General features: G+C 58.3%; 20 protein-coding genes and 1 pseudogene. 11 read left to right on the forward strand and 10 right to left on the reverse strand.

The window, feature by feature from the left end; all coding sequences use genetic code 11:
* The first annotated feature begins 40 nt into the window (after positions 1-40).
* Positions 41-748: a hypothetical protein gene (locus ACR2TX_RS14735; protein WP_434129939.1), complete on the forward strand. Its 708-nt coding sequence runs from the start codon at positions 41-43 to the stop codon at positions 746-748.
* Positions 749-1,049: 301 nt separating this feature from the next.
* Here the strand turns inward: ACR2TX_RS14735 and rpoD are convergent, their stop codons facing one another.
* Complete coding sequence (gene rpoD, locus ACR2TX_RS14740; protein WP_280858449.1) at positions 1,050-2,852, reverse strand: RNA polymerase sigma factor RpoD; 1,803 nt, start codon at positions 2,850-2,852, stop codon at positions 1,050-1,052.
* 543 nt (positions 2,853-3,395) lie between these two features.
* Between rpoD and ACR2TX_RS14745 the strand changes: the two genes are divergently transcribed.
* The 4 genes from ACR2TX_RS14745 to ACR2TX_RS14760 all read left to right on the forward strand — a co-directional run bounded on the left by ACR2TX_RS14745 (position 3,396) and on the right by ACR2TX_RS14760 (position 11,187).
* On the forward strand, positions 3,396-3,857 hold the full coding sequence (locus tag ACR2TX_RS14745; protein ID WP_077729255.1) for a hypothetical protein: 462 nt from the start codon (positions 3,396-3,398) through the stop codon (positions 3,855-3,857).
* A 412-nt stretch (positions 3,858-4,269) separates the two neighbouring features.
* On the forward strand, positions 4,270-5,985 hold the full coding sequence (locus ACR2TX_RS14750; protein ID WP_077729254.1) for an ABC transporter ATP-binding protein/permease: 1,716 nt from the start codon (positions 4,270-4,272) through the stop codon (positions 5,983-5,985).
* Between the two features lie 42 nt (positions 5,986-6,027).
* Positions 6,028-9,195, forward strand: a complete 3,168-nt coding sequence (locus tag ACR2TX_RS14755; RefSeq protein ID WP_434112143.1) for a discoidin domain-containing protein — start codon at positions 6,028-6,030, stop codon at positions 9,193-9,195.
* Between the two features lie 762 nt (positions 9,196-9,957).
* On the forward strand, positions 9,958-11,187 hold the full coding sequence (locus tag ACR2TX_RS14760) for a dicarboxylate/amino acid:cation symporter (protein WP_077729251.1): 1,230 nt from the start codon (positions 9,958-9,960) through the stop codon (positions 11,185-11,187).
* A 63-nt stretch (positions 11,188-11,250) separates the two neighbouring features.
* Here ACR2TX_RS14760 and ACR2TX_RS14765 read toward each other — a convergent pair whose 3' ends face one another.
* The 4 genes from ACR2TX_RS14765 to ACR2TX_RS14780 form a co-directional block, all read right to left on the reverse strand.
* On the reverse strand, positions 11,251-13,764 hold the full coding sequence (locus ACR2TX_RS14765; protein ID WP_077729250.1) for a PAS domain S-box protein: 2,514 nt from the start codon (positions 13,762-13,764) through the stop codon (positions 11,251-11,253).
* 452 nt (positions 13,765-14,216) lie between these two features.
* Positions 14,217-15,377: a hypothetical protein gene (locus ACR2TX_RS14770; protein WP_086135412.1), complete on the reverse strand. Its 1,161-nt coding sequence runs from the start codon at positions 15,375-15,377 to the stop codon at positions 14,217-14,219.
* Positions 15,378-15,713: 336 nt separating this feature from the next.
* Complete coding sequence (locus tag ACR2TX_RS14775; protein ID WP_347257703.1) at positions 15,714-15,848, reverse strand: hypothetical protein; 135 nt, start codon at positions 15,846-15,848, stop codon at positions 15,714-15,716.
* A 47-nt stretch (positions 15,849-15,895) separates the two neighbouring features.
* Positions 15,896-16,396 (reverse strand): Spy/CpxP family protein refolding chaperone, encoded by a 501-nt coding sequence (locus ACR2TX_RS14780; protein WP_347257704.1) that lies wholly within the window; start codon positions 16,394-16,396, stop codon positions 15,896-15,898.
* 476 nt (positions 16,397-16,872) lie between these two features.
* On the opposite strand from ACR2TX_RS14780, the gene ACR2TX_RS14785 reads away from it, so the two are divergent.
* Positions 16,873-17,607 (forward strand): SagB/ThcOx family dehydrogenase, encoded by a 735-nt coding sequence (locus tag ACR2TX_RS14785; RefSeq protein WP_077729247.1) that lies wholly within the window; start codon positions 16,873-16,875, stop codon positions 17,605-17,607.
* Positions 17,608-17,797: 190 nt separating this feature from the next.
* A complete protein-coding gene (locus ACR2TX_RS14790) occupies positions 17,798-18,700 on the forward strand; it encodes a diaminopimelate dehydrogenase (RefSeq protein WP_077729246.1) in 903 nt (300 codons plus the stop codon).
* Positions 18,701-18,924: 224 nt separating this feature from the next.
* On the opposite strand, the gene ACR2TX_RS14795 is transcribed toward ACR2TX_RS14790, so the two are convergent.
* Together ACR2TX_RS14795 and ACR2TX_RS14800 are read right to left on the reverse strand one after the other, a co-directional pair.
* Positions 18,925-19,500 carry a hypothetical protein gene (locus ACR2TX_RS14795; RefSeq protein ID WP_139841163.1) on the reverse strand — a complete coding sequence of 192 codons (576 nt, stop codon included), beginning with the start codon at positions 19,498-19,500 and terminating at the stop codon, positions 18,925-18,927.
* 102 nt (positions 19,501-19,602) lie between these two features.
* A complete protein-coding gene (locus ACR2TX_RS14800; protein WP_086135415.1) occupies positions 19,603-20,067 on the reverse strand; it encodes a DUF6763 family protein in 465 nt (154 codons plus the stop codon).
* A 302-nt stretch (positions 20,068-20,369) separates the two neighbouring features.
* Here ACR2TX_RS14800 and lgt point away from each other — a divergent pair, with 302 nt between their 5' ends.
* Positions 20,370-21,200 carry a prolipoprotein diacylglyceryl transferase gene (gene lgt, locus ACR2TX_RS14805; RefSeq protein WP_205780692.1) on the forward strand — a complete coding sequence of 277 codons (831 nt, stop codon included), beginning with the start codon at positions 20,370-20,372 and terminating at the stop codon, positions 21,198-21,200.
* Between the two features lie 12 nt (positions 21,201-21,212).
* Here the strand turns inward: lgt and ACR2TX_RS14810 are convergent, their stop codons facing one another.
* Together ACR2TX_RS14810 and ACR2TX_RS14815 are read right to left on the reverse strand one after the other, a co-directional pair.
* Positions 21,213-22,037, reverse strand: a complete 825-nt coding sequence (locus tag ACR2TX_RS14810; protein WP_434112148.1) for a CheR family methyltransferase — start codon at positions 22,035-22,037, stop codon at positions 21,213-21,215.
* Between the two features lie 43 nt (positions 22,038-22,080).
* Complete coding sequence (locus ACR2TX_RS14815) at positions 22,081-22,965, reverse strand: carbohydrate kinase family protein (RefSeq protein WP_434112150.1); 885 nt, start codon at positions 22,963-22,965, stop codon at positions 22,081-22,083.
* A gap of 68 nt (positions 22,966-23,033) precedes the next feature.
* Here ACR2TX_RS14815 and ACR2TX_RS14820 point away from each other — a divergent pair.
* Both ACR2TX_RS14820 and ACR2TX_RS14825 read left to right on the forward strand, forming a co-directional pair.
* Positions 23,034-23,678 (forward strand): annotated as a pseudogene (locus tag ACR2TX_RS14820) (protein-L-isoaspartate(D-aspartate) O-methyltransferase); the annotation flags it as partial.
* A 222-nt stretch (positions 23,679-23,900) separates the two neighbouring features.
* Entirely contained in the window at positions 23,901-24,149 is a 249-nt protein-coding gene (locus ACR2TX_RS14825; RefSeq protein ID WP_434132484.1) for a TraR/DksA family transcriptional regulator, read from the forward strand.
* Positions 24,150-24,232: 83 nt separating this feature from the next.
* Here the strand turns inward: ACR2TX_RS14825 and ACR2TX_RS14830 are convergent, their stop codons facing one another.
* Positions 24,233-25,471, reverse strand: coding sequence for a DUF1015 domain-containing protein (locus ACR2TX_RS14830; protein ID WP_434129941.1), 1,239 nt, complete (start codon positions 25,469-25,471; stop codon positions 24,233-24,235).
* A 326-nt stretch (positions 25,472-25,797) separates the two neighbouring features.
* Between ACR2TX_RS14830 and ACR2TX_RS14835 the strand changes: the two genes are divergently transcribed.
* Positions 25,798-26,331 (forward strand): tetratricopeptide repeat protein, encoded by a 534-nt coding sequence (locus ACR2TX_RS14835; RefSeq protein WP_077729238.1) that lies wholly within the window; start codon positions 25,798-25,800, stop codon positions 26,329-26,331.
* Position 26,332: the final 1 nt, after the last annotated feature.

Here is a 26,332-nt window from a genome sequence, read left to right on the forward strand (position 1 = left end):
TGAATGCTTTCCGGTAGGTTCATCGGCCTTGCGAAAGCGGATGAACGCGGAATGGCCTGTTTCGCTGGTTCTTGATTGGCCGATCGATCTGCACAGTGCCCAACTTATATTGGGACCCTTAGGAACGATGGAAATATCCGGAAATCTTCGGTTGATCGTGGCGCCGAAAAAATTCGGTTCTCCGCCGCCACGACAACTCGGAAGTCCTTCCTTCAAAACGGGTTTCGGCGGCGCGGCGGGGCCGATCGACGTGCGCAGGCCGTCCGAATTGCTCAGTGGGCTCTTAACCATGCCCCATTTGCTTCGGCCCTTTGAGCTTCTTGATGAAATCGTCGATGTGCATGGCTGGCAAGGTCATGGGAATGACCGAGCCGCGCGAACCCAAATCGACCGCAAGATGAGCGGCAGTCTCATTGTCTGGCGCCTCTATGATGGTCAAGAAATCGTGAGCCCCAAGGAGGGCATATTGGGTAAGAACTTTGCACCCGAATTGCTCGATTTCTTTGTTCACTTCCACTATCCGGTCGGGATTCTTGTGCAGGGTTTGCCGGCCTTCGGACGTCAAGGTGGTCAGCAATACATAAGTGGCCATCGTATACCTCCTTCTCTGGAGATTGGAAAATCCAAAGCGTTTCGATCAGAGCTTGTGCAGTTTGATCGCTCTCGTCATTTTCGATTCCTGCCTCTTTCTTCCGTAAGAAGAACGGAACCTTTGAACCTTTCGCCCTTTGGGAAAAGTCGCTACTGAAGCGACGTTTGCGATTGGAAGAAGAGGGACGTTCAGAGAAGGCGAGCATGGCGGAATCGAAAAAAGAAAACCTTCCCTGATTTTCAACTCCCTCACTTTAACCCTCTCTCGGAAGGAGAGGAGACAAGCAGCGGATTTGCGTAAGTTCTATCGGCAAAAATAGAAAATGCGCCAGCCCCGAGACGCTGTCAAGTAAGGAGATCCCCGTAACCGGCACCCGGCGCTACGAGGATAAAATCCACCGCTCGCCGATGAAAGGGGCGATGGCAGGGCGGCAGTCCCTTGCCGACAACTATCCTTATCAGCCCAAATCGAGGAAGCTGCGTAGCGGTTCGGAACCCGAGGATTGACGTAGCTTGCGCAGTGCTTTCACCTCGATCTGGCGGATGCGCTCGCGGGTGATGTCGAACTGTCTCCCGACTTCCTCGAGGGTATGGTCGGTGCTCATATCGATGCCGAAACGCATGCGCAGGACTTCGGCTTCCCGCTCGGGCAGACCGGCCAGGGCTTTCCGGGTTGTTTCGCGTAAGCCCGAAGTCGTCGCCGACTCGACCGGCGACGTGGCATAAGGGTCTTCGATCAGATCGCTCAGATGGGTGTCCCCGTCGTCGCCGATGGGGGTTGCCATCGAAACGGGCTCTCGGGTGATCTTGAGTATCGCCCGCACTTTGTCCTCGGACAGGTCCATGCGCTCCGCCAGTTCCTCCACCGTTGGGTCGCGGCCCAGCTCTTGCAACATTTGGCGCGAGATCCGGTTCAGCTTGTTGATCGTTTCGATCATATGGACCGGGATGCGAATGGTACGCGCCTGGTCGGCGATGGCCCGCGTGATCGCTTGGCGAATCCACCACGTGGCATAAGTGGAGAACTTGTAACCGCGTCGGTATTCGAATTTGTCCACCGCTCTCATCAAGCCGATATTGCCTTCCTGGATCAGGTCGGGAAATTGTAGGCCCCGGTTGGTGTACTTCCTGGCAATGGAGATCACCAGCCGCAGATTCGCCTCGACCATCTCCTTTTTCGCTTGCTGTGCCTGATTCTCAGCGATCGAGACACGTCTGTTCATCTCCTTGATGTCACCCATCGAAAGTCCGGTCGCTTGTTCGATTCGGGCCAGTTCGTTTTGAGCTCGTTCGATTCTGTCGGCGAATGCCGCCAGCGGCTCGGCAAAAGGCGCGTCCTTTTTCAACTGTTCCGGCAGCCAATCCGGAGAAGTCTCGTTTCCGACGAAAGAATCGATAAACTCCGCGCGAGGCATTTTTGCCTGGTGTACGCAGATATCCTGGATCGATCTTTCCTGCTCGCGAATCTTGGCGACGGTGCTATGTAAAACTCCCGTCAGTTCCTTAAGAAACTGTGGCGTTTTCTTGAATTCCAGGAAGCTCTCGGTCAAAGCCTGGAAGGCTTTTTCCGTGTGCTCGTGGCGGTAGCCGAATTCTTGAAGCATGCTGAGCGCGGTGTCGTAACGCTTGGCGAATTCCGCCAGTCTTTCCTTTACTTGCACGGAATCCGGACTGCTTTCGGTTTCCTCGGGTAACTCGGCGTCCGATTCCGCGTCGAGCGAAACTTCTTCGGACTGCGGTACCTGACTGACGAAACCCGAAATCAGATCGGACAGACGTACGCCGCCCCGCTCGATGGTTTCGAAAGCCTTGAGAAAATGGTCCATGGCGGGTAAAAAACGCGCCAATTCCTGCGCCGCCTGGTTCAGGCCCTCTTCGATCCGCTTGGCGATGCTCAACTCCTCATTCCGGGTGAGCAAATCCACGGCCCCCATCTCACGCATGTATATGCGTACCGGATCGGACGTGCGTTTTTGTTCGGCATCGATCGCCGAGGTCAGCACTGCGGCGACGGCTGCGGTTTCCTCTTCATCCTCCTCGGTGACAACCGCCGGCACGGAAATCAGATCGGCGTCAGGCGCCTCTTCGTACACGTCGATCCCGATATCCTCGATCAGGCCGACGATATCTTCGATTTGATCCGGATCGGCCATGTCGTCGGGCAGATGGTCGGTGATCTCCGTGTAGGTCAGATAGCCCTGGATTTTGCCCTTGGCGATGAGCTCTTCGAGCTGAAATTGCTGCTGTTCTTGATTCATCAACTGAGTAGTCGTACTAGCTATGTTGCTAAAAAATTCAAACTTGTCTATTTATGGAAATCGTTGAGAAAACCGACGAATATCGATCACTATCTGTAAACAGGTTCCGTTGGATTGAATTCGGGTTCCACGCTTGCCGACGTTCCGGATTATCTCGACGGGTGAGCGTCTTCGCTCGGTCGGCTAGGCCTTAAATAAGGCTAGATCTTGCTTTTCCAATAGACCGGGAAGTCTTTCGGAATGAACGCGGTACCGTGGGAGAGGACCGTCTTTATAGAAGTTCTGTCGGTTTTTCAATGCAATAGACTTACCCATGGGCGCTTAAGTTCCGTATCTATTGGGCGAGTTCGGAGCGGGGCGCGAGTGCCGCGCAGCAACCGAGGATTTGAAACAAGGTCTAATTCATCGGGCGTTCAGTGGCCGGGTATAGCGACTCGTCGACAAGGCTACACATAAACTTTGACGCGATCGGGGAGACAATAGTGCCAGTCGTTTTAATTTCCTCAGTTTTCCGGGCGAGGCACCCATGCTCGTAGATTCGTCCAGATGCTTACCTTACCGTTCAGCTCGGAAGGCGAGCCCCTAGTGAGCGCCCGGCCGATCGATGCGATAGGCATTCGTTGGCTCCCGTTGGTGCTGGCCATGATAGGTGTCTCCGGTTGCGCGATCGATCCGGCCCGTCTGAACGGTCTCAGCGATCTCGATGTTTGTCGCGGGTACGCGGTTTACGCTACCTGGTTCATTTCCAATTCCCGGGCAGATCAATACAGGCATGAAATCGAGCGGCGAAACTTGGTTACTCCGGAAGAATGGGTACTGGTGGAGCAGAAGCGAATCCAAAAGGGCATGAGCCGATGCGCTCTTTATGCCTCATGGGGCATGCCGATGAGTGAGAATACGGTAGACGGGGCCGAGGAAGAAATCCGACACGTTTACCACGCCGGCTGGCTGATGTCGCCCGGCTCCGTCTACACGAAACACGGCAAGATCGAAGCTTGGGCGTATTGAATAGCGGGCGCATCGTCGAATACCCCATCTTCGCCCGTTTGGTCCCGGTGCTAGAACATGGAGCACGTTTGTCCGAACTTGCCACGGAAAAGGCCTTGCTCCACACTGGCGTTATTAACCCGGCCTATAAATATAGGCCGGGTTAATCCGGGGCAGGGATGCCCCGGCGCGGCGACAAGCCGCGTGAGCCCAGGCCGGGCGTGTACCGGCCTGGGCGGCGGCCCGAAAGACCAGGAGGGTATTTACGGGCCTGATTAATAGATAAGCCAGTCGCGGTACCCGGCCTGGACAGGATGGATTCGGACCGAACGGAACCAAAGGAAGGATGACCATGGCGACTCAACGGCAACCACTAGGCACCCACGGCTCGAGCCGCCGGGGCAGCGGCCAACCCCAGCAGGTAGCGTAACGGATGGATGGACGACAAGTACTGATCAACCGGCAGACTTGGGATCAATTTATCCGCTCGGTCAAGAGTTTCGCCGGTTCCGAGGTCGGCGGGCGGGCCAAGCGGCTGTTCGCGGGGCTCATTCTCCTGCTGTTCGCGGTCAATGGCCTGAATGTGGTCAGCAGCTACGTCGGCCGGGATTTCATGACGGCGATCGAACACCGTAACGTGTCCGCGTTCACTGGCCAGGCCCTTCTCTGGATCGGCGTGTTTGTCGCGGCCTCGGCGGTGGCGGCGATTTTCCGGTTTACCGAAGAAAGGCTCGGTTTGCTGTGGCGAGAGTGGCTGACGCGATTGGCGGTCGTCCACTACCTCGAGCGCAGGGCCTATTTCCGTCTGGATGAAACCGGGAAGATTACCAATCCGGACCAGCGTATCGCCGAGGATATAAGGGTATTTACCGCAACCACGCTGTCCTTCGTACTCATGCTCCTCAATGCCACGTTCACCGTATTGGCATTTTCAGGGGTCATGTGGTCGATCAGTCCGATCCTGTTCGCCGTTACCATCGCGTATGCCGCCGGCGGTTCATACCTGACCATTGTGTTGGGCCGAACGCTGGTCGAATTGAACTATGCCCAGCTCGATAAGGAAGCCAATTTCCGGGCCGATCTCATCCATGTCCGGGAGAATGCCGCGTCGGTGGCGCTGCTGCACCGCGAACGGCGGCTTGGCGCCCGGCTCTTGCGTCATCTTGACGATTTGACGGGAAATTTTCGGCGGATCATCACGGTGAACCGGAACCTTAATTTCTTTACCACGGGCTATAACTACCTGATCCAAATCATCCCCGCCCTCGTCGTGGCGCCTTTTTTCATTCAAGGGCGCGTCGAGTTCGGCGTGATCACTCAGTCGGCGATAGCCTTCGCCCATTTGGTGGGCGCCTTCTCGCTGATCGTCACGCAGTTCCAATCGATTTCTTCGTTCGCTGCGGTGATCGCGCGGCTCGGTTCGTTGGCCGAGGCCATCAGCGGGGCTCGAGCGCCCGAAAGATCGGCCATCGAGACTAGCGAAGGCGAGCACGTGGCTTATGTGGGGCTGAACGTGCTGTCGCCGAGCGATGGCCGTCCCTTGATCAAGGATTTGACCGTCTCGATTTCGCCCGGAATCAGGGTTTTGGTCATCGGGCCGAGCGAGGAGGCCAAAGTGGCATTGTTCCGAGCCACTGCCGGTATCTGGGATAGCGGAACGGGGCGTATCGTTCGACCCGAGTCCAATCAGATTTACTTTCTTCCGGAACGGCCCTACCTTCCACCGGGCACGCTGCGGGAATTGCTCGTTCGCAGCGGGACAGAGGAATCGATCGCGGAAAACCGAATACTGGGCGTGCTGCGCGCTTTGGATCTCGAGCCTATATTGGCGCGTATCGGCGGGCTCGATGTCGAGCGGGATTGGGACCACATGCTTTCGCTCCGGGAGCAACAGCGATTGGCTTTTGCCCGTCTCATGCTGGCCGCCCCGCGTTTCGCCTTTCTGGATCGCATCAGTACTTCCATGCGGGCCGACGAGGCCGGCCAGCTGTTGAGGATGCTCTCGAAAAGCGAAATCACTTATGTCACGTTCAGTCGATGGACGACTGGACGAAGGGGCACCGATGAGAAGCTGGAGAACTACGATGCCGTCCTCGAACTCGCCGGAGACGGTGGATGGAAATGGCGGTTGATTCAGGATGAAGAATAATATGGAAGCGATTTGTCCTCGGCGGCTATGTTCCGACTCGGATTGGCACTCATTGCATTTCTGATGCTTGTCGCGGCAGCCGGAACCGCGCCGGCCGATTCCGCACAGGTGTTGGACAGGTTCGGACGGGGGGAGGGCTGGAGCACCGTCGCAGGGCAGGGAGCCCGAGTATCATTGGCGCCGGACCGGGGCCGGGAGGGATCGGCCTTACGCATCGACTTCGATTTCCGGAAGGGCGGCGGCGAAGTCATCGTCCACAAGCCGTTTCCGATTGCGCTGCCCGATAATTACGCCGTTACTTTAGCCCTACGCGGCACCGCGCCGCCCAACGTTCTCGAGATCCGATTGGTCGACCGGTCGGGCAAAAATGTCTGGCGCTTCCGAGATCCCGAATTTCGTTTCCCCAAAACCTGGCAGACGCTGCGCGTCAAGCGTCGCCGGTTCGAGTTTGCCTGGGGGCCGGCGGGCGAAAAAGAATTGGCGGAACTAGGGCTTATCGAGTTCGTGATCGCGCGCGGAACCGGAGGCCGCGGCACGCTCTGGATCGACGATCTGCGACTCGAACCGCTTCCGCCGCAGCGCGCTTATTCCGGATCGCCGTTCTTGACGGCGTCGAGTTCGCTTCCGGGGCTGGAACCGGCGCGGTTGCTGGATCAGCACCCCGAAGCGGCATGGCATAGCGCGAGCAACCGCGAACCTCAGTGGCTGCTTCTGGACTTCCGCGAGCGCCGGGAGTACGGCGGATTGATCATCGATTGGCACCCAGAGGACTATGCCACGGCGTATTCGGTCGAACGTTCCGACGACGGCCGAAATTGGCACAGGGCTTATGCGGTAACCCAAGGCAACGGCCGGCGCGACTACATTCCTATGCCTGAGTCGGAGTCCCGTTTCGTGCGGCTTTCCCTGGCGCAAAGCCGGCGCGGGAAGGGTTTCGGAATTCGCCGCGTCGAGGTCGCGCCGATCGACTTCAGTTCTTCGTCCAACCGAATGTTCGAACGCATCGCCCGCGATTCCGAAAGGGGGGCTTACCCCCGTTATTTTTTAGGCGAGCAAACCTACTGGACGGTGATAGGCAGTTCCGGAACCGAACGCCGAGGTGCGGAACGCGAAGCCCTTCTGAACGAAGACGGCATGCTCGAGGTCGACGAGGGTGCGTTTTCCGTGGAGCCTTTTCTTTATGTCGATGGACGGCTCCATGGCTGGGCCGACGGAACCGCTAAGCCCTCTCTCGAACGCGGCTATCTGCCGATTCCTTCGGTGCGCTTGGAACGAGGGCCGCTCTATCTCACGGTCACCGCGCTGGCGAGCGATGATCCGAAAGGTTCGATCCTTGCCCGTTATCGAGTCGAGAACCACACTGGAGCGGCCGTGAAAGCAAGTCTTTTTCTCGCCGTGCGCCCGTTCCTGGCGAATCCGCCGTGGCAATCCCTGCATACCATGGGCGGCGTTTCGCGTATCTACAGGCTTGGATGCGAAAATGCCGTTCTCCGGGGCGACGACCGTCTCGTCGTGCCGCTGACGCCGGCCGCCCAAGCCGGCGTCACGAGCTTAGATGGTTATCCGATCACTCTGGATCTGGCTCGAGACGCCGTTCCGCCCGCGAAAGCCGTAACCGATGCGAACGGATTGGCCAGCGGCGTGCTTCGTTATCCGCTCGTTCTCGCGCCTGACGAAACGCGGGATGTTTATCTTGCGCTTCCCGCAAAAGGCGATCCGGGTAGCCCGAAAAGACTTCTACATGGCGCGGATGCCGGCCAATTCTGGGAAAGGCAATACGCCGAGATCGTTCGAAAGTGGGAGAGGGAACTGGGGCAGGTCGCGTTTCGGGTGCCGCCGGCCGAGGAGGATTTCGTCCGCACCGTGAAGAGCAATCTCGCCTACATCCTGATTCATCGCGACGGACAGGCCTTGCGGCCCGGTTCGCGACGCTACGGCCGCACCTGGATTCGGGATGGGGCGATTACCTCCGCTACGCTTCTGGCCTTCGGCCATGCGGCGGAGGTGCGCGAGTTTATCCGCTGGTACGCTGGCTATCAGACGGCGGACGGAGCGATTCCCTGCTGCCTGGACCCGTGGGGTCCGGACGCCATGATCGAGCATGACAGTGCCGGTCAATTCGTTTACACAATCGCCAATTACTACCGCTATACCGGCGACCTCGAGTTCCTGAAGAGCTTGTGGTCCCGCATAACGCGGACCATCGACTACCTAGCCGCCCTGCGGCGGCAGCGTTTGACCGAGGATTACACCAAAGGCGAAGCTTTTCGTTTCTTCGGCCTCATACCGGAATCGGCCAGTCACGAAGGCTATGTGGCCCGTCCGGTCCATTCTTACTGGGATGATTTCTGGGCAATCCGGGGCATCGACGATGCCGCTCAATTGGCCGCCGCCGTCGGCGATCGCGAACGAGCGGCCCGCTATGCCGAATTGCGGGATGCTCTGCGCGCCGATGTCCACAGCTCGATCGGCTTGACTCGACGCAAGTTCGGCATCGACTTTGTTCCCGGTTCCGCGGAGCTCGGCGACTACGATCCGACCTCCACGGCGATCGCCCTTTCGATCGGCGGCGAGGCAACGGGACCCCTGGCTCCGGTTTTTCAGCGGACTTTCGGTCGTTATGCCGGCGATGTCGAGGCCCGGATAAGACGCGAGCTCGATGAGCAGGCCTATGCGCCTTACGAATTCCGCAATGTCGGCGCCCTGGTTCGGCTCGGAAAACGGGATGCGGCGTTCAGGACGCTACAGTTTCTTTTCCAAGGAAGACGCCCGGCTGCGTGGAATCAGTGGGCCGAGATCGTCTGGCGCGATCCCCTCGCGCCGCGTTTCATCGGCGATATGCCTCATTCGTGGATCGGGGCGGAATTCATCCAGGCTTTCCTGACCCTGTTTGCTTACGAAGAGACCGATCGGCGCCTGGTGATCGGTGCCGGTTTGCCGCGCCATTGGGTGGAAGCGGCGGGGGGCGTGGGAGTCGCGGGGCTGAAAACGTCCTATGGAATACTGAGTTATCATGCCGAAGTGCCTGCCCCCGGCGAAACCCGGATCCGGATCGATGAGGGTCTGACGATCCCGCCGGAAAACATCATCATCGATCTGCCCCTGCCGCAGGCGCCGCGCCGGATCGAAGTGAACGGCAAGGCGCAGACGTTGACCAATGGCCGATTCTTACTTCGGGATCTTCCGGCCGAGGTGGTTTTCCGCTATTGACCCGAGATTTTCCACGGCGAGCCGCTTGCACCGATAAGAACTGCGGGTGAATCGTAACCGAGAACTGACCGTTTCCTGACGACTCTTGTGCTCTAGCGGGTCTATGATCACCATCGACGTAACTGACAAAAGAGTCTTTTGCATGTTTCTTCTAGAGTCTAAACAACAGATCAGTTGCTTTGCCAGATTCTTCTTTGTGGGCCTTGCGGTATCCGCCACGTCTTTGCTGGCCACCGTTGCCTTCGTAGTGTTCATTCTGGTACCCGAGGAAGTGCGAAGCGCCACCCTACGCGGACCGCTTTTTCCTTGGTAAGTGATTGGCAATATGGTAAGGCTCGAAAATCCTGCTGGCGTGCCGTTGTCGGATAATTCCGAACGCAACCGTTAGCGGTTGACTGCTCTTCCCCAGCCTGTCCGGTTGAGGCGCGCACCCCCCCTCGCATTTCTGCTTCCGGCCACGCTCATGTTCAGGTATGGCCGCGATTTACTACTTGAAGTGTTTGCAAGTAGCCTCGGACCTCGGCTGATAGTTATACTAAGTTCCGATACGGTGCCTAATTAAGCGCATCATCGAATAAGGCGAGCCGAATTGGGCGGCGCCTTTCATATTCATCGATCGGCCGATACCATGAAAATGAAGGCGGCTGATCCTTACATCAGCATTTAACGTCGTCCTCTTCCACTTTCAACGCCGGTTGACATGCTTTTCGGCCAGATGGATCGGCCATCGGGCTTTGCCGGAACATTGCTTGATTCAGCGAGATGCCAAAAAATATTCTGACGATCTCCATTCTTGCCGCTCTCGTGCTGGGTGTGGCCTGCGGAGAACTGGTCCGCCGTTTCGTTCCCGATCCGGACGAAATCAAAACGTTCGTCAGTAATGTTTCGCTCTTGACCGAGGTTTTCATGCGCCTCATCAAAGCGATCATCGCCCCGCTCGTGTTCTCGACTCTGGTGGTCGGAATCGCCAAGCTGGGCGATGTCAAGGCGATCGGTCGACTGGGCGGAAAAGCCCTGTTCTATTTCTTCGTTGCGAGCCTCGCTTCGCTCTCGCTCGGCATGGTCCTGGTCAATCTGGCACAACCGGGCGTTCAGCTCCATCTGCCTGTCTCTCAGGACGCCGTACATGCTGCTCTGCCTGCAAACCACTTTGACCTGAAGACGCTCCTCCACCACGTGATTCCGCAAAATGTAGTGGAAGCCATGGGGAACAACGAGATCTTGCAAATCGTCGTGTTCGCATCGTTTTTTGGGGTGGCGGCGGCAACAACTGGAGATCGGGGCGAACCCATTATCGCCGCGCTGGATGCCCTGGGGCACGTGATGCTGCGGGTGACCGGCTACGTCATGCTGTTGGCGCCATTAGCCGTGTTCGGGGCGGCCGCGGGGATTATTGCCCAGAAGGGAACAGGTATTATCTCAACCTACGGTACGCTGATGATCGAGTTCTATCTGGCGCTGGTACTGCTCTGGGGAATGCTGATTTGCGTGGGATTTCTGGTGATTGGGACGCGGATAAAAAACTTGCTTTCGCGGCTTGGCGGACCGTTCTTGCTGGCTTTCAGTACGGCCAGCAGCGAGGCCGCATTTCCGAAGACGCTGCAGGAACTGGAGCGGTTCGGTTGTCCCAACCGCATTGCCAGTTTCGTGCTTCCCTTGGGTTATTCCTTCAATCTGGATGGCTCGATGATGTACATGACCTTCGCGACCTTGTTCATCGCCCAGGCGTACGGCATCGATTTATCGCTTCACCAGCAAATCATCATGCTGCTTACGCTGATGCTTACCAGCAAAGGCATCGCGGCCGTGCCGCGGGCGTCACTGGTCATCATTACCGGCGCACTATCGATGTTCGATATCCCGGAAGCGGGGCTGCTACTGCTCTTGCCTATCGACCATTTCCTGGACATGGGACGTTCCGCCACCAATGTTCTGGGCAATGCAGTGGCCGCGACGGTTCTGTCGAAGTGGGAGAAGCAGCTTCGCCATTGAGGGCACTCGGCTGAGGATGCACCGTCTCGATGGGCAACACCGTGCCGCGACGATGCCCTGGCTTTAGGCTGGCCTTACCTCGCGTGAGGCGAGCAAGGTCTTGAGGATACCGGGGTCGATCGGCTTGACCAGATGATGATTGAAACCGGCCGCTGCGCTTCGCTGTCGGTCTTCGGCTTGTCCGTACCCCGTCAGGGCGAAAAGCGTCATCGAGTCTCCGTATTCCTTTCGTAAGTGCTGAGCGACTTCATAGCCGCTCATTCCCGGCAAACCGAGATCGAGCAAAACCACATCCGGCTTATACGTCTGGCATATATCCACTGCGGACCGGCCGTCATGGACGATGCGTGTTTCATGTCCCCACAGCTTCACCAGCAGGGCCATCGATTCCGCCGCGTCGTAATTGTCGTCCACCACTAGAACCCGTAGCACGGGCGGTGCTTCGGACGCCGGTAGAGCGCTCCAAGAGTGGGAAACCAGCTCGGTTTTTGCAGACAAAAGCGGGAGGTAGATAATGAACTCGCTGCCTTTTCCAGGTCCGTCGCTGCGCGCTTCGACATAGCCCCCGTGCATTTCCACCAGCCGTTTGACCAGTGAGAGCCCGATGCCCAATCCTCCGCGGGCACGGTCGATCCCCGGATCGACTTGGGCGAAGAGGTCGAAGACTTCGGACAGATCGTTCTCGGCAATTCCGATACCGCTGTCTCGAATCGAGACGAGGACTTCGTCCTTCCGGTCCTTGACGGTCACCCAGATGTGTCCGCCGTCCGGAGTGTACTTGTTGGCGTTATTGAGAAGATTGTCGAGTACCTGCGTTAATCGAACATCATCGCCCTCGACATAAAGAGGACAGGGCGGCAAAGTCAGCGTGACGGTATGCTGATGCGCCGATGCGCTGGGCCGGTGGTTTTCCACGACCCGAGCGGTTAAGGCCACGAGATCCACGGGCAGTTTGTGCAGGTTGATTTTGCCGCGCGTGACCCTTGAAACATCGAGAAGGTCGTCCACCAGCCGAGCCAGGTGCTGGGTCTGCCTCTCGATCATTTCGAGCGGCCGTTGACTCTCGGGCAGTAGCGGCACTTGGCGATGCAGGATATGGACGGCGTTACGGATCGGCGCCAGAGGATTCCGAAGCTCATGGGCCAGCATCGCCAGGAATTCGTCTTTGCGGCGGTCAGCATCGGCAAGCTCGGCCGCTCGGCGCCGCAACGAGTCTTCCAGCCGCTTGTACTCGCTTAAATCGACGATGAACGCGATCCAGGTGAATGGTGAGCGTTCCAGCGCAGTGGCGCAGATCAGGATCGGCACCCGAGTGCCGTTCTTACGGATGAATTCTTTCTCGAAAGGCGTGATCGCGCCGTGATCCAATAACTGGTTCCGAGCCGCTTCATCCAAGGCTTGGTATTCGGGCGGCGTCATCTCCGGCCAGCGTAATCTTCCCGCCTGCAGATCCTCACGGCTGTAACCCAACATATCGAGGAAGATCTGGTTGGCATTGCAGATCTGGTCTTCGATTCCCTCAAACACTCCGATGATATTGGCTTCCACCAAGCGCCGGGCGCGCATTTCGCTTTCGCGCAAGGCCTCTTCGGTTTGCCGGCGCTCGATGGCCAAAGCCAGCGTATAGGCAACGGCGCGCAGGAATTGGGCATCATCCTCGGTAAAAGCGCGGTGCTTTTTGGTATGCACGCCCAACACGCCGTAGGGCCGCGCATACCCGGGAATGGTGATGCTCATGCCACTCACGACGCCGTGCTCGAAGAGCAGAGGCGGACCGCTGAAGCGCGTCTCGCTGCGAAGGTCGTCGACGATGACCGGTTCGCCGGCGATCAGGGTGCTCTCGTCGGCCGGTTTGGAGATTAGCAGCGTGTAACCTGCTTGAGACTCCAAACCGGCGCTGACCGTTGCTTCTCCAACCAATCCTTCTCGCCAGCCCACACCCGCCTTCAATCGTAAGGCCCGACCATCGGGAAGAAGCTCCAGGATTTTCGTGTACTCGATGTCGAGACACTGGGCGATCTGTTCCACGGCGTGCTTCATCAGCCGATCAAGACTGGTGCCGGCCAGGGCCGATTGGCTCAGATCGGCGAGAATAGCCTTGCGGTGCGCGTGCTCCTGGATTTCGGCCTCGGCAGTCTTGTGGGGAGTGATATCGCGTATGACGCTTATGGTTAAGGTACCTTCCTCCGCCTTGATGGGCGCCAGATGGACGTCCACGGGAAACTCGCTGCCGTCCCGTCGCAGGCCGTAGAGTTCGGGGCGCTGGCTCATCTTGAGCCGATAAGGCGCTGCGCGGTAGTGCTGCCGGTGATCGATATGACGTGCTCTATAACGCTCCGGAATCAAGCTCTCGATTGGTCGACCCAGTAAATCTTCTCGATCGTAGCCGAACAATCGCTCCAGCTCCGCGTTGATTTGCCGGATGCGGCCTTGAGAATCGACGACCGCGATAGCATCCGGCAAGGCTTCGAAAAGAGCCTGACACAGCGTTTGATTCTCGGGCGATATTGCTTCGCTCGGCTTGGGCTTCGCGCGATCCCAGAGAGTTTCAAAAGAGCAGGGATTGATCTGTTTCATGATGCTGCACGCTGGGACGGCGGAGTTTACTTCTTCCGCTCCCTGAACGTTAGTGTCTCCTTATGGCATCGACGCAATCGGAGACCGATGGACCATTAAAGACCGCCGAGAATGAGTTGCTATCGGGATGCATTCGCGGGAGCACTGCGCGTCTCGGTACCGGGGTGTGGTTATTCATCGCGGTTTGACCTATTCAAACCCGTCCTGGTTTCCATGATTTTAGAGCCTTACGCGATATTTGGTGGAAGTTTCTTTGAGTTTGTCCTAAACGCGGGGCTCGCCGATAGCTGCGCTTTCGCCGATGTGAACGCCGCTCTGTTTTCACTGCCTGAAGTTCGGCAGGTGGTACAGGCCGTCCGCAGCTTGTCATCAGCCGGAAACAATTTATCGAGAAGATATAAGCCGAGGATCTTGGTGCATCAGGTGTCGCACCAAACCGGACCAGGGACGGTCTACCTTTGCTGATAGGCTTCGGTCTCCAAAATCATTTGCCGGAGCCATTCCATATACGGGGTTCCGCCGGTTCCCCTCGGGTCGCCGGTCCAGCGATTGATATATTCCTGCGCCCAGCCGTAATGGACACGGCGGAAAGAGGCAATCGCCTCGAGTATGGCATTAAAAGATTCTTTGTAGCGGGGGTGTCGGACGTTCGGCATGGCCTCGACCTCCTCGATGAGCCGGCGATGTTCGATAGGCATGTAGTTCCGCATGTCGGCCAAATGATCGGTCAAAGCCGAACGCTGGTGCGGAATCTTCAGGAACGCAACCAAAGTCGGCATGATACTGCTCTGCGCGCCGGTCTCGCCGCGGAATCGGATAGGCGCTTGGTCCACGCACTCATAAGTCACGCCGTCGAAAAATCGGATATACGGCCTAAAAGTCTTGTAATACAGGCGTGCATCCATTTTCTCGGGTATCCGTTTGAGCACTTCGACTTGGCGTCGCACTGCACTTTCGATTTGCCACAGTTCGGTGCCGATGTCGGAATTCGGATCGACGGCGAATTTCCGTTTGACCGAAGCAATGGCGGCCAGAATGTCTGCGGCAATCGCCTCGATTTCCACATGTACCAGAATGAACCAGTGTTCATCGTACATGTGAACGAAATTCTGGATCGTGTCGATGTTCCCCAACCGAATCGGCTGGTCTTTGCGGAAGCGCTTCCAGTTATACAAGGCATAGCCGTCGTAGCTCAAAATCGGCGGACGCCCCAACAGCAGGCAGGCTTTTGCCAGCGGTACGGCGATGTTGCGCGGCAGCATTCGCGCCGGTTCCATCCCGACCTGATTGACATAAGCGGAGGCGAGAAAACCGATCCGTAGGTAGTACAGCCGAAGCTGCGGCAGCGTTTCGGCAGTGACCGGTTCCTCCCAGCTCGGGATATCGAGCTCCCGCGCATAAGCGCGAAATCCTACGTCATGCAGAAGGCTCGGCAAATCACGGCCGACCTCGTCGATTACGGCGTAGCGGGAATCGTAAGGGAAGGCCGTGAGGGGGTCCTGTTCTGGTAGAAAGCCGCGCTCAGCATAATGGGATTTCAACAGTTCGCTTGCTCCGGCCTGCGAGGCTCCCGGGCCGAGTCTGTCGTACTGCCCGTGTGTGTCGGTGATCATTGCTGCTCCGGTGAAAAGCGGGTTTTGCTGCGACTGAGACCCCGGTTATGCGAACTTCGTTCGCTTTGTGGGGAGTAGTCTCCGTGGTAATGGCCTTCCGAGCTACTATGCGGCGGCTCCCTTATCAATCCTCCGAACGGCAATCCGAGTCCTTTTGGCTCGTCGATATCCGCCGCGACACCGAGCCACTTTATGATTTGAATTTTTCCGTGTCCAGTCGGGGGGGGGTAATCGACTTGCCGTCGATAGCGGCATGCCGCATGGACGCATTCCGTGCAGCGCGTCAACCACGTCTTGAACGGTGCCGGTCCAGAAGTCCGATGTCTCCGGCACCGTTCATGAGTGCCCGGAATGTCCCAACAAGAACCCGAGGGTTTCCAGCAATACCCCGAATCCTAGAAAAACCAGGCCGATCCAGGCGTTCTCCGGAGCAAGCAGAAACAGCACTCCCCCGGTTGCCAGTAAACCCAAAGATATACGCCTGCGACTGGTCGGACTCTTGAGCATGGGGATCGATGCTACGGTTCAGCCCCAAGCGATTTCAGTTGATTAAATTGCTCCGGAGTCAATACGGCATTGATCGCCGCGCGGGAACTCAAAGCCGTGTTCACCAATGCGTCGAAAGCCGCCGTGTGATTTTTTGCCGCAATACGGATAGCCGCCTCGTCGCTCGCCGGGTTCAGAAAGAGGCGATAGGCCGATCGTTGGGTTTCACGAAGTTTCTTGCCGATTTCCTTGATCTTTTGCTGATTGTCTTGGTGTATCCGCACGATCTTGCCGATTTGTTCGTCGGACAGCTTGAGCTCGTTGACGTGGCGAAGCATCACGTTTTCATAGCTTTCATGCGCCCGCAATCCGCCTTCTTGCAAGCTTTCCAATAGCTTGCGCAGCTTGGCGCCATGCGCGCTGTCCATGGCGCGCGGCTGGCTTTCGGTTGCGGGCGTTTTCGCGGCTGCCGGCAATCCCCATGCGGTTAATGCAAAAACCGATGCCGTCAACAAAGCGGAGAGCTTTTTCATGGGTTTCCTCGTCATCCAACGCCGATCGTCAGATCATTGCGCTTCGAGGCCGACGAGCAACGCCCGGTAAGCGCATCGTCGAGTGTGCCCCGGGAGAACGTTGGACATAACGAGCACCGGAAAGCACTAATCGCGTCGGCCATCGAACTTGAACAACCAGGCGACTCGGCCCCGAGCCAATTTCGACCGTCATCGAAATATTCGATCGGACAGCCCGTGGCCTAGTTCCGCCTGGACCACCGCACTCGTGAGTCTCGTGCTGACGGCAGTTGGTCGACCATTCGTGGGCCCCAAGATTTTTTCGCAAACGAAGGCCGCGCACTATGGTCTATCAAAGATTAAAGCGTATCCTTGTAGGAAGCCGGCATGTACGACTGGATTGTCGTTGTCCCGGTGTTCGGGCATGGCTGTAACCTGTTCGGATTCTTGGGCTTCGACCGAAAAGCCGGTTATTGTTCTAGTAAAGGAGATAGACGATGCGGAAGGCTTTCTACGGACGCTGCGCCCCCCGGTTTTTCGTGCTTCGAATTATCTTGGCAAGTGCTCTTACGGCCTATGCGTCTTTACTCTCCGCGAGATCGGTCGATACCGGGAGACACCGCGTGATAGCCGCCGAGATCATTGTTCTGCCCGCGCCGCATACCGCGGGTTCCATGTCATTGGAAGAGGCCTTGCACAGGCGCGATTCGGTTAGGGAGTTTCTCGGGACGCCGATGTCGTTGGAAGACGTATCTCAGCTCTTATGGGCCGCTCAGGGAATCACCCACGACGATCAGCTCCGCACCGCCCCTTCGGCCGGTGCGCTTTATCCGTTGGAGCTGTACCTAGTGGGCGGCGACGTTCTCAATCTGCCGGCAGGCATTTACCGGTATCTCCCTCAACGGCACCGGCTGGAGGTGATCCGTCGCGGCGATTTTCGGGCCGATCTCGCCGCCGCGGCAATGCATCAGGATTGGCTGAAAGACAGCGCGGCAATCCTGGTATTCGCTGCCGTGGAGGAGCGAACGACCGCGAAGTACGGCTCCCGCGGCCGCGCCTACGTCCATGCGGAAGCCGGGCATGCGGCGCAGAACGTTTTGCTTCAGGCGGTAGCCCTGGGACTTGGCGGTACGCCGGTCGGGGCATTCGATGACGAGTGGTCGGCGCAAGTTCTGGACCTTCCAGCGGAGGAGAAGATCCTATATTTGGTGCCCATCGGAAAGCCGCGCTAAGAGGTTATGCGAGAAGCTACTCGCGTCCCATAGAGGCCCTTTCGACTGAGCCTAGGACGGGCACGCTCTTGGGCTGCCCGCGAGGCTTCCCACATACCCTCCAAGAGACGCCGGCGGCGAGAGCGATCCCCCTTGTATCCTGGAACGGCACCGTGCCGATTGACGGTTTTGATCATTCAGGGAGTGAACCATGCGACGTTTGCACATTGCCATCGTCGGTTTCGGCAGACTCGGTTTGGCGTGTGCCGAAGCGGCACGGAACGACGAACAGATTGTCTTGGCCGGTGTCGTGCGCCGACCGGAGTCGGCGCAGATCCTGCCCGCTCCCTTCGATCGGATTCGTGTCGTTTCCCATATCCGCGAATTGTCCGGTCTCGATGCGGTGTTGGTCTGTATCCCAGCGGAGTGGGTTAGGGGCTGCGTACACGATTTGCTCCAACTGGGTCTGCCCGTCGTCGAGTGCGCAAGATTTCATGGCGAGGCTGTTCTTGAGCACAAGCAGGCCATAGATCGCTGGGCGATCCGCTTCGAGCGGCCCGCTGTCGTGGGCGCCGGCTGGGACCCTGGGGCGCTGTCCTTGATGCGGGATTTGTTCGCTCTGCTCACGCCGAAAGGACACACCGACATCAGTCATAGGCCCGGCATCAGCCTGCATCACACCACGCTGGCCGGCTCCGTACCGGGAGTTAAGGGGGCGCTTTCGACGGAACACCGGAACGCCGACGGGCAGATGGAGCGCTATGTCTATGTCGAATTGGCGGACGGCGCGAGACTGGAAGAAGTGAAAGCGGCCGTTGCCGCTGACCCGCTGTTCGGGGGCGACATCACCACCGTATTTCAGGTCGAGAGTATGGCGGCGCTCGAGGACGAGCACGGCGTACTGCTGCAACGCCACGGTTCGGCCGGTCAAACCAAACACCAGTATCTGATGTTCGAAGCGCGCCTTTCCGAGGCCGCCCTGAGCGCTCAAATGATGCTGGCGGCGGCCCGTGCGCTGCCCGGTTTGAAGCCTCGCGCTTATTCGCTGTTCGATCTGCCTCTGGGCGCCCTTTGGGGTGAGTTGCGTAAGGATTCGGAACAGACGTTTCTCTGAGTCGCTGCCGTGCATCCTTATATCTCGATTCTTCCGTTCACAAGAAGCAGAATTTCCGGCTGATCACCGGGAGAGCGACCTCGGATCGGTAGGTTACGCGGAGCCTGTCCTGAGCCTGTCGAAGGGCCTGTCCCGAGCGGAGCCTAGGGGCTAACCCACCATCGATGGGTTTCGCTTCGCTCTACCCATCCTACGATGAATGTTCACTCGAATGCCGAATGGAATTAGCTATGTTCGCCTGTTTTCTTTCGAATCGGCGAAGGTATGTTGGCCAAGAATGCGTGAAACAATGTCGGATCGTAACCGACAGCAAATCCCAGCAAGGATAATAGTCCCGCCATCCTGAGATACTGGGCGGCATTGGTCTCGCTGATCGCTTCCGTCGTTCCGCCGGGAATTCCGATGGCCAAACCGGCGATGTACAGCAGATAAACCAGAAAGCTGCGGCACATGCTGGCCAATGGAGATTCTACCCGGTAGGCCATGCTTACGGGAGCCAATGCCTGGTCGGAGTCTGCGGGTTGATCCTGGTCTTCGGTCCCTGCTTGATACCCCTTGAATGTCAACCGGCTCGATACTCCACCTATCACGCCGGAGAGGCATGTCAGTATGGCGACGTTGGTGTAGGTGTAAAGAGAAGCTGCGATGATGAAATCGTGCCAATTGAACGATGCCGCGAGATGGTCGCGATAGGGGCGTGACGAAATCAGCAGTCCTGAACCGAACAGCGTGATCCAGGCGACGAGACCCAAAAAGCCTATGACATAATCGACCCATTTTCGGTATGGCATAGTTTTCATCTTGGCGCCTCCTTTGATAAAGCGCCTTGATTTTAGAGGCTTTTGGGGGATTAGCCATACCGCTGTCCAAGCGCCAGCAATTTTCTGCTCGAAAAGGCTCGATCATTCCTCCGACCAAGGTTCACCGCTTCCTTGCCGCGACTTTTTCTCGCCGGGCTCTTCCGGAGTTCCCGCCGAGGGTTCCTGTTCCAAGGGCTCTTCTTCCGGAAATCCCTCGCCCCACTCGTCTCCGCCTTCTTCCGGGCTTGTACCGGTCGGCCGCTCCTGGGACTTTTCGATTTCCTTCAGAGGCTCGACCCAATCTTCGGGCGGCGTATCGGAGACTTCGGTACCCGTGAGATCGTCCACTTCCGAGACGTCCAGAGGCCCGCTCCAGTTTTCCGGCGCCTCGATAGGCTGAATCTCGAGCCGGTACCAGGCATCGAAATCCATCTCTTCCACATCTCCGTCGAAATGCTGGATCTCCACCAAATCCGCCTCCTCATCCACGAAGACGACCTGGAAGGCTTGACCCTTGTCCAGATGTTGGTACCAATTGCCGACAATAGGATCCGCTTCAGAATTCATCGTTATGCCCTCGTCTTATACACCGAGATCTCGTTCTACCGGCGAGCGGCTCGGATACCCTAAGGAACGCTCGGCCGGTAAGCTAGCCGAATCGAAATTGAGTCTGTCCATCCTTTAGGTCTGCAAAGCAGATGGAAGTTTAAATTGGACGAAACGGCCGAGAGCCGTCGCCGGATCATCGATCGGGCGTGCAAACGCTCTAAATTGACAAAGCTCACATAGCAGAAGAAATTCTTAAACCTCAACGGTCAGCCGATCAGAGAACTTTTCATCAACCGCAACCACCGAAGGACATGTTCGTCATGCTGTGGGATATTTCGCCCGTCGCCTTCACCATTTCCATAGGCGCTTTCCAGCTTCCGGTCCACTGGTACGGACTTTTCTTCGCGTCGACTTTCGTCTACGGTCTGTTCGTCTTCCGTTACTTGTTTCGGCGTGAGGGACGGCCGGAGGACGAGGTTTACGATCTGGTGCTGTTCGTCCTTGCCGGAACCGTGATCGGAGCCCGCTTGGGCCACGTGCTGTTTTACAATCCGGGTTTTTATCTGACGCATCCGTGGAAAATCCTCGCGGTGTGGGAAGGCGGGCTCGCGAGCCACGGCGCGGTGGTCGGCATTCTGATCGCGGTCTGGCTATATTCCCGTCGGGCGACCAATCAATCGTTCCTCTGGGTGTGCGATCGCATCGGCGTTACCGTACCTTTGTCCGGATGCCTGATCCGCATCGGCAATTTCTTCAACTCGGAAATCCTGGGCCACCCCGCCGACGTTCCCTGGGCGATTGTCTTCGCCCGGGTCGATTTGCTGCCGCGCCACCCGGTACAGCTTTACGAGGCTTTCTGTTACTTGTTGATTTTTCTGGTCCAGTTTCGCTTTTATCTCAGGCGTGGGAATAGCGTGCCCGAGGGTTATATGTTCGGTCGCTTTTTCATCCTGGTATTCGGTACCCGCTTCGTCCTGGAATTCTTCAAGGAGGGCCAGGCCGCTTTCGAGTCCGGCTGGACGATTACCATGGGCCAATGGCTGAGTATTCCGGCGATGCTAGTCGGGATGTATTTGGTGCGGCGAGCGTGGCGCTTGCAGCGGGCGTTCGGAGCCGATTTGAATGCCGCGCCGCCCCAGTCGGATGCTTGATCGCGAAACGGATTATCGACCTTTGCGGTAGATGGGCAGTCCTGGTCGCCAAGGATTCCATTCGGGCGGCATTTCGGGCAGCGATTCGTGCGCACCGATCACGAGAAGCCCTCCGGTCGACAGGCGAGCGTCGAGACCGTGCAGGATGTCCCGCTGCAGGGCGATCGAGAAGTAGGTAAATGCGAGGTTGCGGCAGAGAATGAGATCGAAGGGGCCGTCCGGCAAGGTTTTGCGCAGATCCTGCACGGCCCAGCTCACCGGTCCGCGATATTCCGGTTTGATGCAGTACCGTCCCTGATTTTCCGTGAAGGCTAGGTCGCGCCAAGGCGGCGGCAATTCCTTGAAACTGCTCGGCGGATAGCAGCCGCGCCGGGCTCGGGCAATCTGATCCGGATCGGCATCAGTGGCGGTCAGTTCAAACGCGATATCCGGAACCTGCGGCGCGATTTGCAGCGCCCAGATCAAAGTCAGCGTGTACGCCTCCTCGCCGGCGCCGCAGCCTGCGCTCCAGCTGCAGATACGGCGTTCACCGCGGGTTCGGCAGAAGCGAATCAGCTCCGGCAATCCGTCGCGGGCGAGAATATCGAAGACCCGGCGGTCGCGGTAAAAGCGGGAGATCGTAATTCGGCAGAAACTATCGAGCCGCGGCCATTCCTCCGCGTGAGTTTCGAGGTGGCGGCGATAAGCGTCGAGATCATCCATCTGCAATTCCGCCATACGTCGAGCGATGCGCCTGATCACCTGACGCCGGACTTTGCGGAACCCCGGCCAGCGCAGTTCCAGGCGCGGCAAGGCCCATTGCAAGAAATCCACCCATTTAGCTTCCTGGTCCGTCACCGTTGCGTCCTTTTGAATCAAGGGTTCGCGCAACGCCGAACATTCAGGGAGTCCGCAGAGAGGCCCGGAGAACCCTTGCCGCGTCGACCGACCGTGGACGGCTTCCTTCGCTCGCGATCACACGGGCAGCGAGAAGCAAGCCGAAGCGCAGACAGGTTTCGGGGGCGGCCCCTTGTGCAAGTCCGTACAGAAAGCCGGCGTCGAAGGCGTCGCCACCGCCGGTTCGATCGGCCTCTGTCGCCGGGAACGCGGGATGGGCGTATTCGCCGCTCGGTCCCAACGCCACCGCCCCTCGGGCGCCCTGGGTAACGACCAAAAAGCTTGAAGGCGAGAGACGCTTCCGCGCTTCGCGCGGATCGGTCGAACCGGTCCAGCGGCGCAGCTCGGTTTGGTTCATGAAGATCAAATCCAGCCGGGGGATCATTTCTTCCGTTGGCCCTTCATCCAGATCGCAGGAGACGGTGGCGCCCCGTTCCTTGGCGAGGCGGATCAAGGGCAACGCGAGCTCGTGCAGAGAGGTCGCCACGTGCAAGTGCGCGCCAGGGTAAAAAATCCGGCCATCGATCTCCGCCGGATCGAAGCAAGCGTTCGCCCCGCCCGAAGTGACCATGCGCTTGCTGCCGGGAGTCGCGAAAATGGCGGCCATTCCGGTAAGACTCCGGCTGGTGCGCTGAATCAGGCTCGTATCCGTCCCAGCTTCGGCCAGCGCCGCGATGGCAAGCGTGCCGAAGGGGTCGTCGCCCACGCACCCGAGCATTCGTACAGACTGGTTGAGCCGCGCCAGCCAATAGGCCGTATTGGCGGCCGATCCGCCGTAGTTCAAAGCGCATTTTCGGCAGCGCAGTTTTTGGTGTTCTTCCGGCAGGCGCTCGACCGGAAACGTGAGATCCGCGTTCAAGCTCCCGGCACAGATAAATCGGGTAATCATGTTTAACCTTAGCCGTCGGTTAAAGCGTAAGATAAGCCTATTCCGCCGCTCGGACCAAACGAGGTCTTATGACTAGATTGTCTCGAATGATGCGCGAGATCGAGGAGGAGGTTACCCTCACCCGGCATCTCATCGGCAAAGACACGCTGAATCCGAGGGTGCTGGACGCGATGCGAAAAGTCCCTCGTGACCGTTTCGTGCCTTCCGAGTCCAAGGCTTACGCTTATGAGAACGGGCCCGTGCCCATCGGTTACGGTCAAACCATCTCCCAGCCCTACATCGTGGCCTTGATGACCGATCTCCTCGATCCAGAACCGGACGACATCGTTCTGGAAATCGGCACCGGTTCCTGCTATCAGGCGGCGGTCCTGTCGCTGTTGGTTAAGCGGGTTTACACGGTGGAAATCATAGCGGAGCTGGCCGAGCAGGCGAGGGAGCGGCTGATGCGCCTCTGCTACGCCAACGTGGAGGTCCGTGCCGGCGACGGCTATCACGGTTGGCCGGAACATGCGCCCTATGACGGCATCATCGTCACGGCGGCCGCCCCGTACCTGCCGAAAGCCTTGCTCGATCAGCTCAGGCCCGGAGGCAGGATGGTGATCCCTATCGGGCTGCCTTATCGCCACCAGGAACTGATGCTGGTGGAGAAGGACAAGCAAGGCCAAATCGAAACCCGGAGCATTTTGGATGTGGCCTTCGTGCCGCTCACAGGAGACTCGATGATCGAACCGGAGCGCGAATCCGTGACGCGCATCGATCGAACGAACGAATACGGATGGAGAACGACCATGACTGTAAAATTATCGGATGCCCAGATCAACGAGCTGAAACTGGCGCTCAAGAGCCGCTATCGAGATCTCAGGGAAGAAATCCGTCAGGAACTCTTGTCTTCGGATAACGAGCAATACATCGATCTCGCCGGTCAGGTTCACGACATGGAGGAGGAATCCGTCGCGGACTTACTGGTGGACCTCAACCTGGCCATCATCGACCGGCACATTCGGGAGCTTCAGGCGATAGACGCAGCCCTGCTCAGAATCGCCAACAACGAGTACGGTATCTGTATCGAGTGCGAAGGGGAGATCGGCTATCCTCGGCTGAAGGTAAATCCCGCGGCGCTGAGGTGCCACGATTGCCAGGAGCGATACGAGCATACCCACGCCGCCACTTCGCCGAGCTTATAGGGAACGGCCGGATATGCGGCGGTACCGTGCGGAACCGGATAGAGGGCCGCCGGTCCGCGCATCCGCCATTCGGTCGATCCGGGCTAATCCAGCACGTGGGACGCCAACCCGTCCGCCAGCTTGGGCTCGAACCAGGTCGATTTCGGGGGCATGACCTTTCCCGCATCGGCCACAGCCATCAAGTCTTCCATGCGGGTAGGGTGCACCGAAAACGCCACGGCCATTTCTCCGGAATCGACGCGGCGCTCCAGTTCGCATAAGCCGCGGACGCCGCCGACGAAGTCGATCCGCCGGTCGCGGCGGGGATCGGCGATGCCGAGGACCGGCGAAATGAGATTGTCCTGCAAGAGACTGACGTCGAGCCGCGCCACCGGGTCCGCGGGGATCAACTCGGGTCTTATGGTCAGCTTGCGCCAGTGTCCGCCGAGATACACGCCGAACTGGCCGGGATTTTCCGGTTTCACCGGATTGTCGGCCGATTCTATGGCAAAGCGCTGGGACACCCGGCTCAGAAACTCCGCTTCGCTCAAACCGTTCAAATCCTTGACCAACCGGTTGTAATCCATGATCCGCATCTGGCTCTTGGGAAATATCACCGACAGAAAGTATTCGTAGCTTTCATCGCCGGTATGGCCGGGATCGGATTGCCGGCGCGAGGCCGCAACCCGCGAAGCCGCGGCGGAACGGTGATGCCCGTCGGCGATATACAGTGCCGGCAGCGCATCGAAAAGTTCGGTGAGCCGGGCGATGGTATCTTCATCGCGAATGCTCCAGAACGTATGCCGCACGCCGGACTCCGCTACCGCGTCGGCTTCGGACGGTTGCTCGGCGGTTTTCGCCAACAGGCTGTCGATCTCGGGCGCATCGGGATACGCCAAAAGCACCGGACCGGTCTGAGCGTTCAACGCCACGATCTGGCGTACCCGGTCGTCCTCCTTGTCGGGGCGGGTGAACTCGTGTTTTCGGATGCGGTTGGCGTCGTAAGCGGCGACACTGGCCGTCGCGACCAGGCCCAGTTGCGTATGGTCGCCCATGACGAGGCGATAGGCATAATAGAGCGACCGGTCGTCCCGCTTCAGGATGCCGGAATTCAGCATCCGCTTCAGATTGTCCGCGGCCTTGGCATAAACCTCCGGAGCGTAAGCGTCGGTTCCGGGCGGCAAATCGATTTCCGGTTTGGAAATGTGCAGAAAGCTCCACGGACGGCCCGCCGCCAGCGTTCTGGCTTCTTCGGTATTCAACACGTCGTAGGGCGGTGAGATAACCTCCGCGGCGCGACCGGGCGCCGGACGGAGAGCGGAGAAGGGGCGGATGAGGGGCATGGTCGTTTTCCTGAGGGCAATGGCTGAATTCTAACACCGGAGCCGAGAAACCTTATTTCAGTAATGACTCGTGCGGCTGTCAGTAATTTCACCGGGTCGTTGGTCCAATGGAGCAAGGAATGGCGAACTGGAGCCCAATGACGATGTCCTGTATTCTCCCTCATCTTTCGAGGCTAGAGCATTTCCCGGTTTAGTGTAGTGCCCCGGCTGTAGGTCGGGAATCCCTTCCCGACGTGGCTGTCGGCAAAGGATTGCCGACCTACGACTATGCGTCTTGTTCTACCATTAGCAGTTTCAGCCCCTTGTATCGAGGTCTTCATTTCAACATGAGCAAAGCCTATCGTCCGATTTTCGTTGCAACGCTTCTTTTGCAAGCCGCCTGTGTCAGCGTTTCGAATCAGCCTCGCGGGATTTACCAACCTGGCCAGATACCGGGCGAGTCCACGGCCGAGCGCCAGCCGGGTACTCCACAGGCAGGCGCGAGAGAAACCCCCGCTCCGTCATGGAGAGCGAAACCACCCGTCAGAAGCGAGCCCGTCGCTTCATCGCCTGCAGTTCTGGCCTTGTTGAGCGAGGCCGAAAACAACCGCAAAAGCGGGCAACTGGACAATGCCGCCTCCGCACTGGAAAGAGGGATACGCATTCAGCCGCGCAATCCTCTGTTGTGGCATCAATTGGCCGAAATTCGGCTCCAGCAGCATCAGCCGGGCCTTGCCGAAGATCTGGCGAAAAAATCGAACCAGCTTGCGAGGGGAAGCCAGCCGCTGACCCAAAAGAACTGGTCCATTATTGCGCAGGCGCGCCGGGCGAAAGGCGACCTGGCCGGTGCGGCGATGGCCGAGCAGAAAGCCGGGAACTGAA

The organism is Methylocaldum sp. GT1BB (assembly GCF_051027545.1).
Lineage (GTDB): Bacteria > Pseudomonadota > Gammaproteobacteria > Methylococcales > Methylococcaceae > Methylocaldum.

Bases quoted from the DNA above. Each gene is read 5' to 3' on its own strand.
- ACR2TX_RS14735 (WP_434129939.1), top strand. From the start codon at position 41: ATGAACGCGGAATGGCCTGTTTCGCTGGTTCTTGATTGGCCGATCGAT.
- ACR2TX_RS14745 (WP_077729255.1), top strand. From the start codon at position 3,396: ATGCTTACCTTACCGTTCAGCTCGGAAGGCGAGCCCCTAGTGAGCGCC.
- ACR2TX_RS14750 (WP_077729254.1), top strand. From the start codon at position 4,270: ATGGATGGACGACAAGTACTGATCAACCGGCAGACTTGGGATCAATTT.
- ACR2TX_RS14760 (WP_077729251.1), top strand. From the start codon at position 9,958: ATGCCAAAAAATATTCTGACGATCTCCATTCTTGCCGCTCTCGTGCTG.
- ACR2TX_RS14765 (WP_077729250.1), bottom strand. From the start codon at position 13,764: ATGAAACAGATCAATCCCTGCTCTTTTGAAACTCTCTGGGATCGCGCG.
- ACR2TX_RS14770 (WP_086135412.1), bottom strand. From the start codon at position 15,377: ATGATCACCGACACACACGGGCAGTACGACAGACTCGGCCCGGGAGCC.
- ACR2TX_RS14780 (WP_347257704.1), bottom strand. From the start codon at position 16,396: ATGAAAAAGCTCTCCGCTTTGTTGACGGCATCGGTTTTTGCATTAACC.
- ACR2TX_RS14785 (WP_077729247.1), top strand. From the start codon at position 16,873: ATGCGGAAGGCTTTCTACGGACGCTGCGCCCCCCGGTTTTTCGTGCTT.
- ACR2TX_RS14790 (WP_077729246.1), top strand. From the start codon at position 17,798: ATGCGACGTTTGCACATTGCCATCGTCGGTTTCGGCAGACTCGGTTTG.
- ACR2TX_RS14795 (WP_139841163.1), bottom strand. From the start codon at position 19,500: ATGAAAACTATGCCATACCGAAAATGGGTCGATTATGTCATAGGCTTT.
- ACR2TX_RS14800 (WP_086135415.1), bottom strand. From the start codon at position 20,067: ATGAATTCTGAAGCGGATCCTATTGTCGGCAATTGGTACCAACATCTG.
- lgt (WP_205780692.1), top strand. From the start codon at position 20,370: ATGCTGTGGGATATTTCGCCCGTCGCCTTCACCATTTCCATAGGCGCT.
- ACR2TX_RS14815 (WP_434112150.1), bottom strand. From the start codon at position 22,965: ATGATTACCCGATTTATCTGTGCCGGGAGCTTGAACGCGGATCTCACG.
- ACR2TX_RS14825 (WP_434132484.1), top strand. From the start codon at position 23,901: ATGGAGGAGGAATCCGTCGCGGACTTACTGGTGGACCTCAACCTGGCC.
- ACR2TX_RS14830 (WP_434129941.1), bottom strand. From the start codon at position 25,471: ATGCCCCTCATCCGCCCCTTCTCCGCTCTCCGTCCGGCGCCCGGTCGC.
- ACR2TX_RS14835 (WP_077729238.1), top strand. From the start codon at position 25,798: ATGAGCAAAGCCTATCGTCCGATTTTCGTTGCAACGCTTCTTTTGCAA.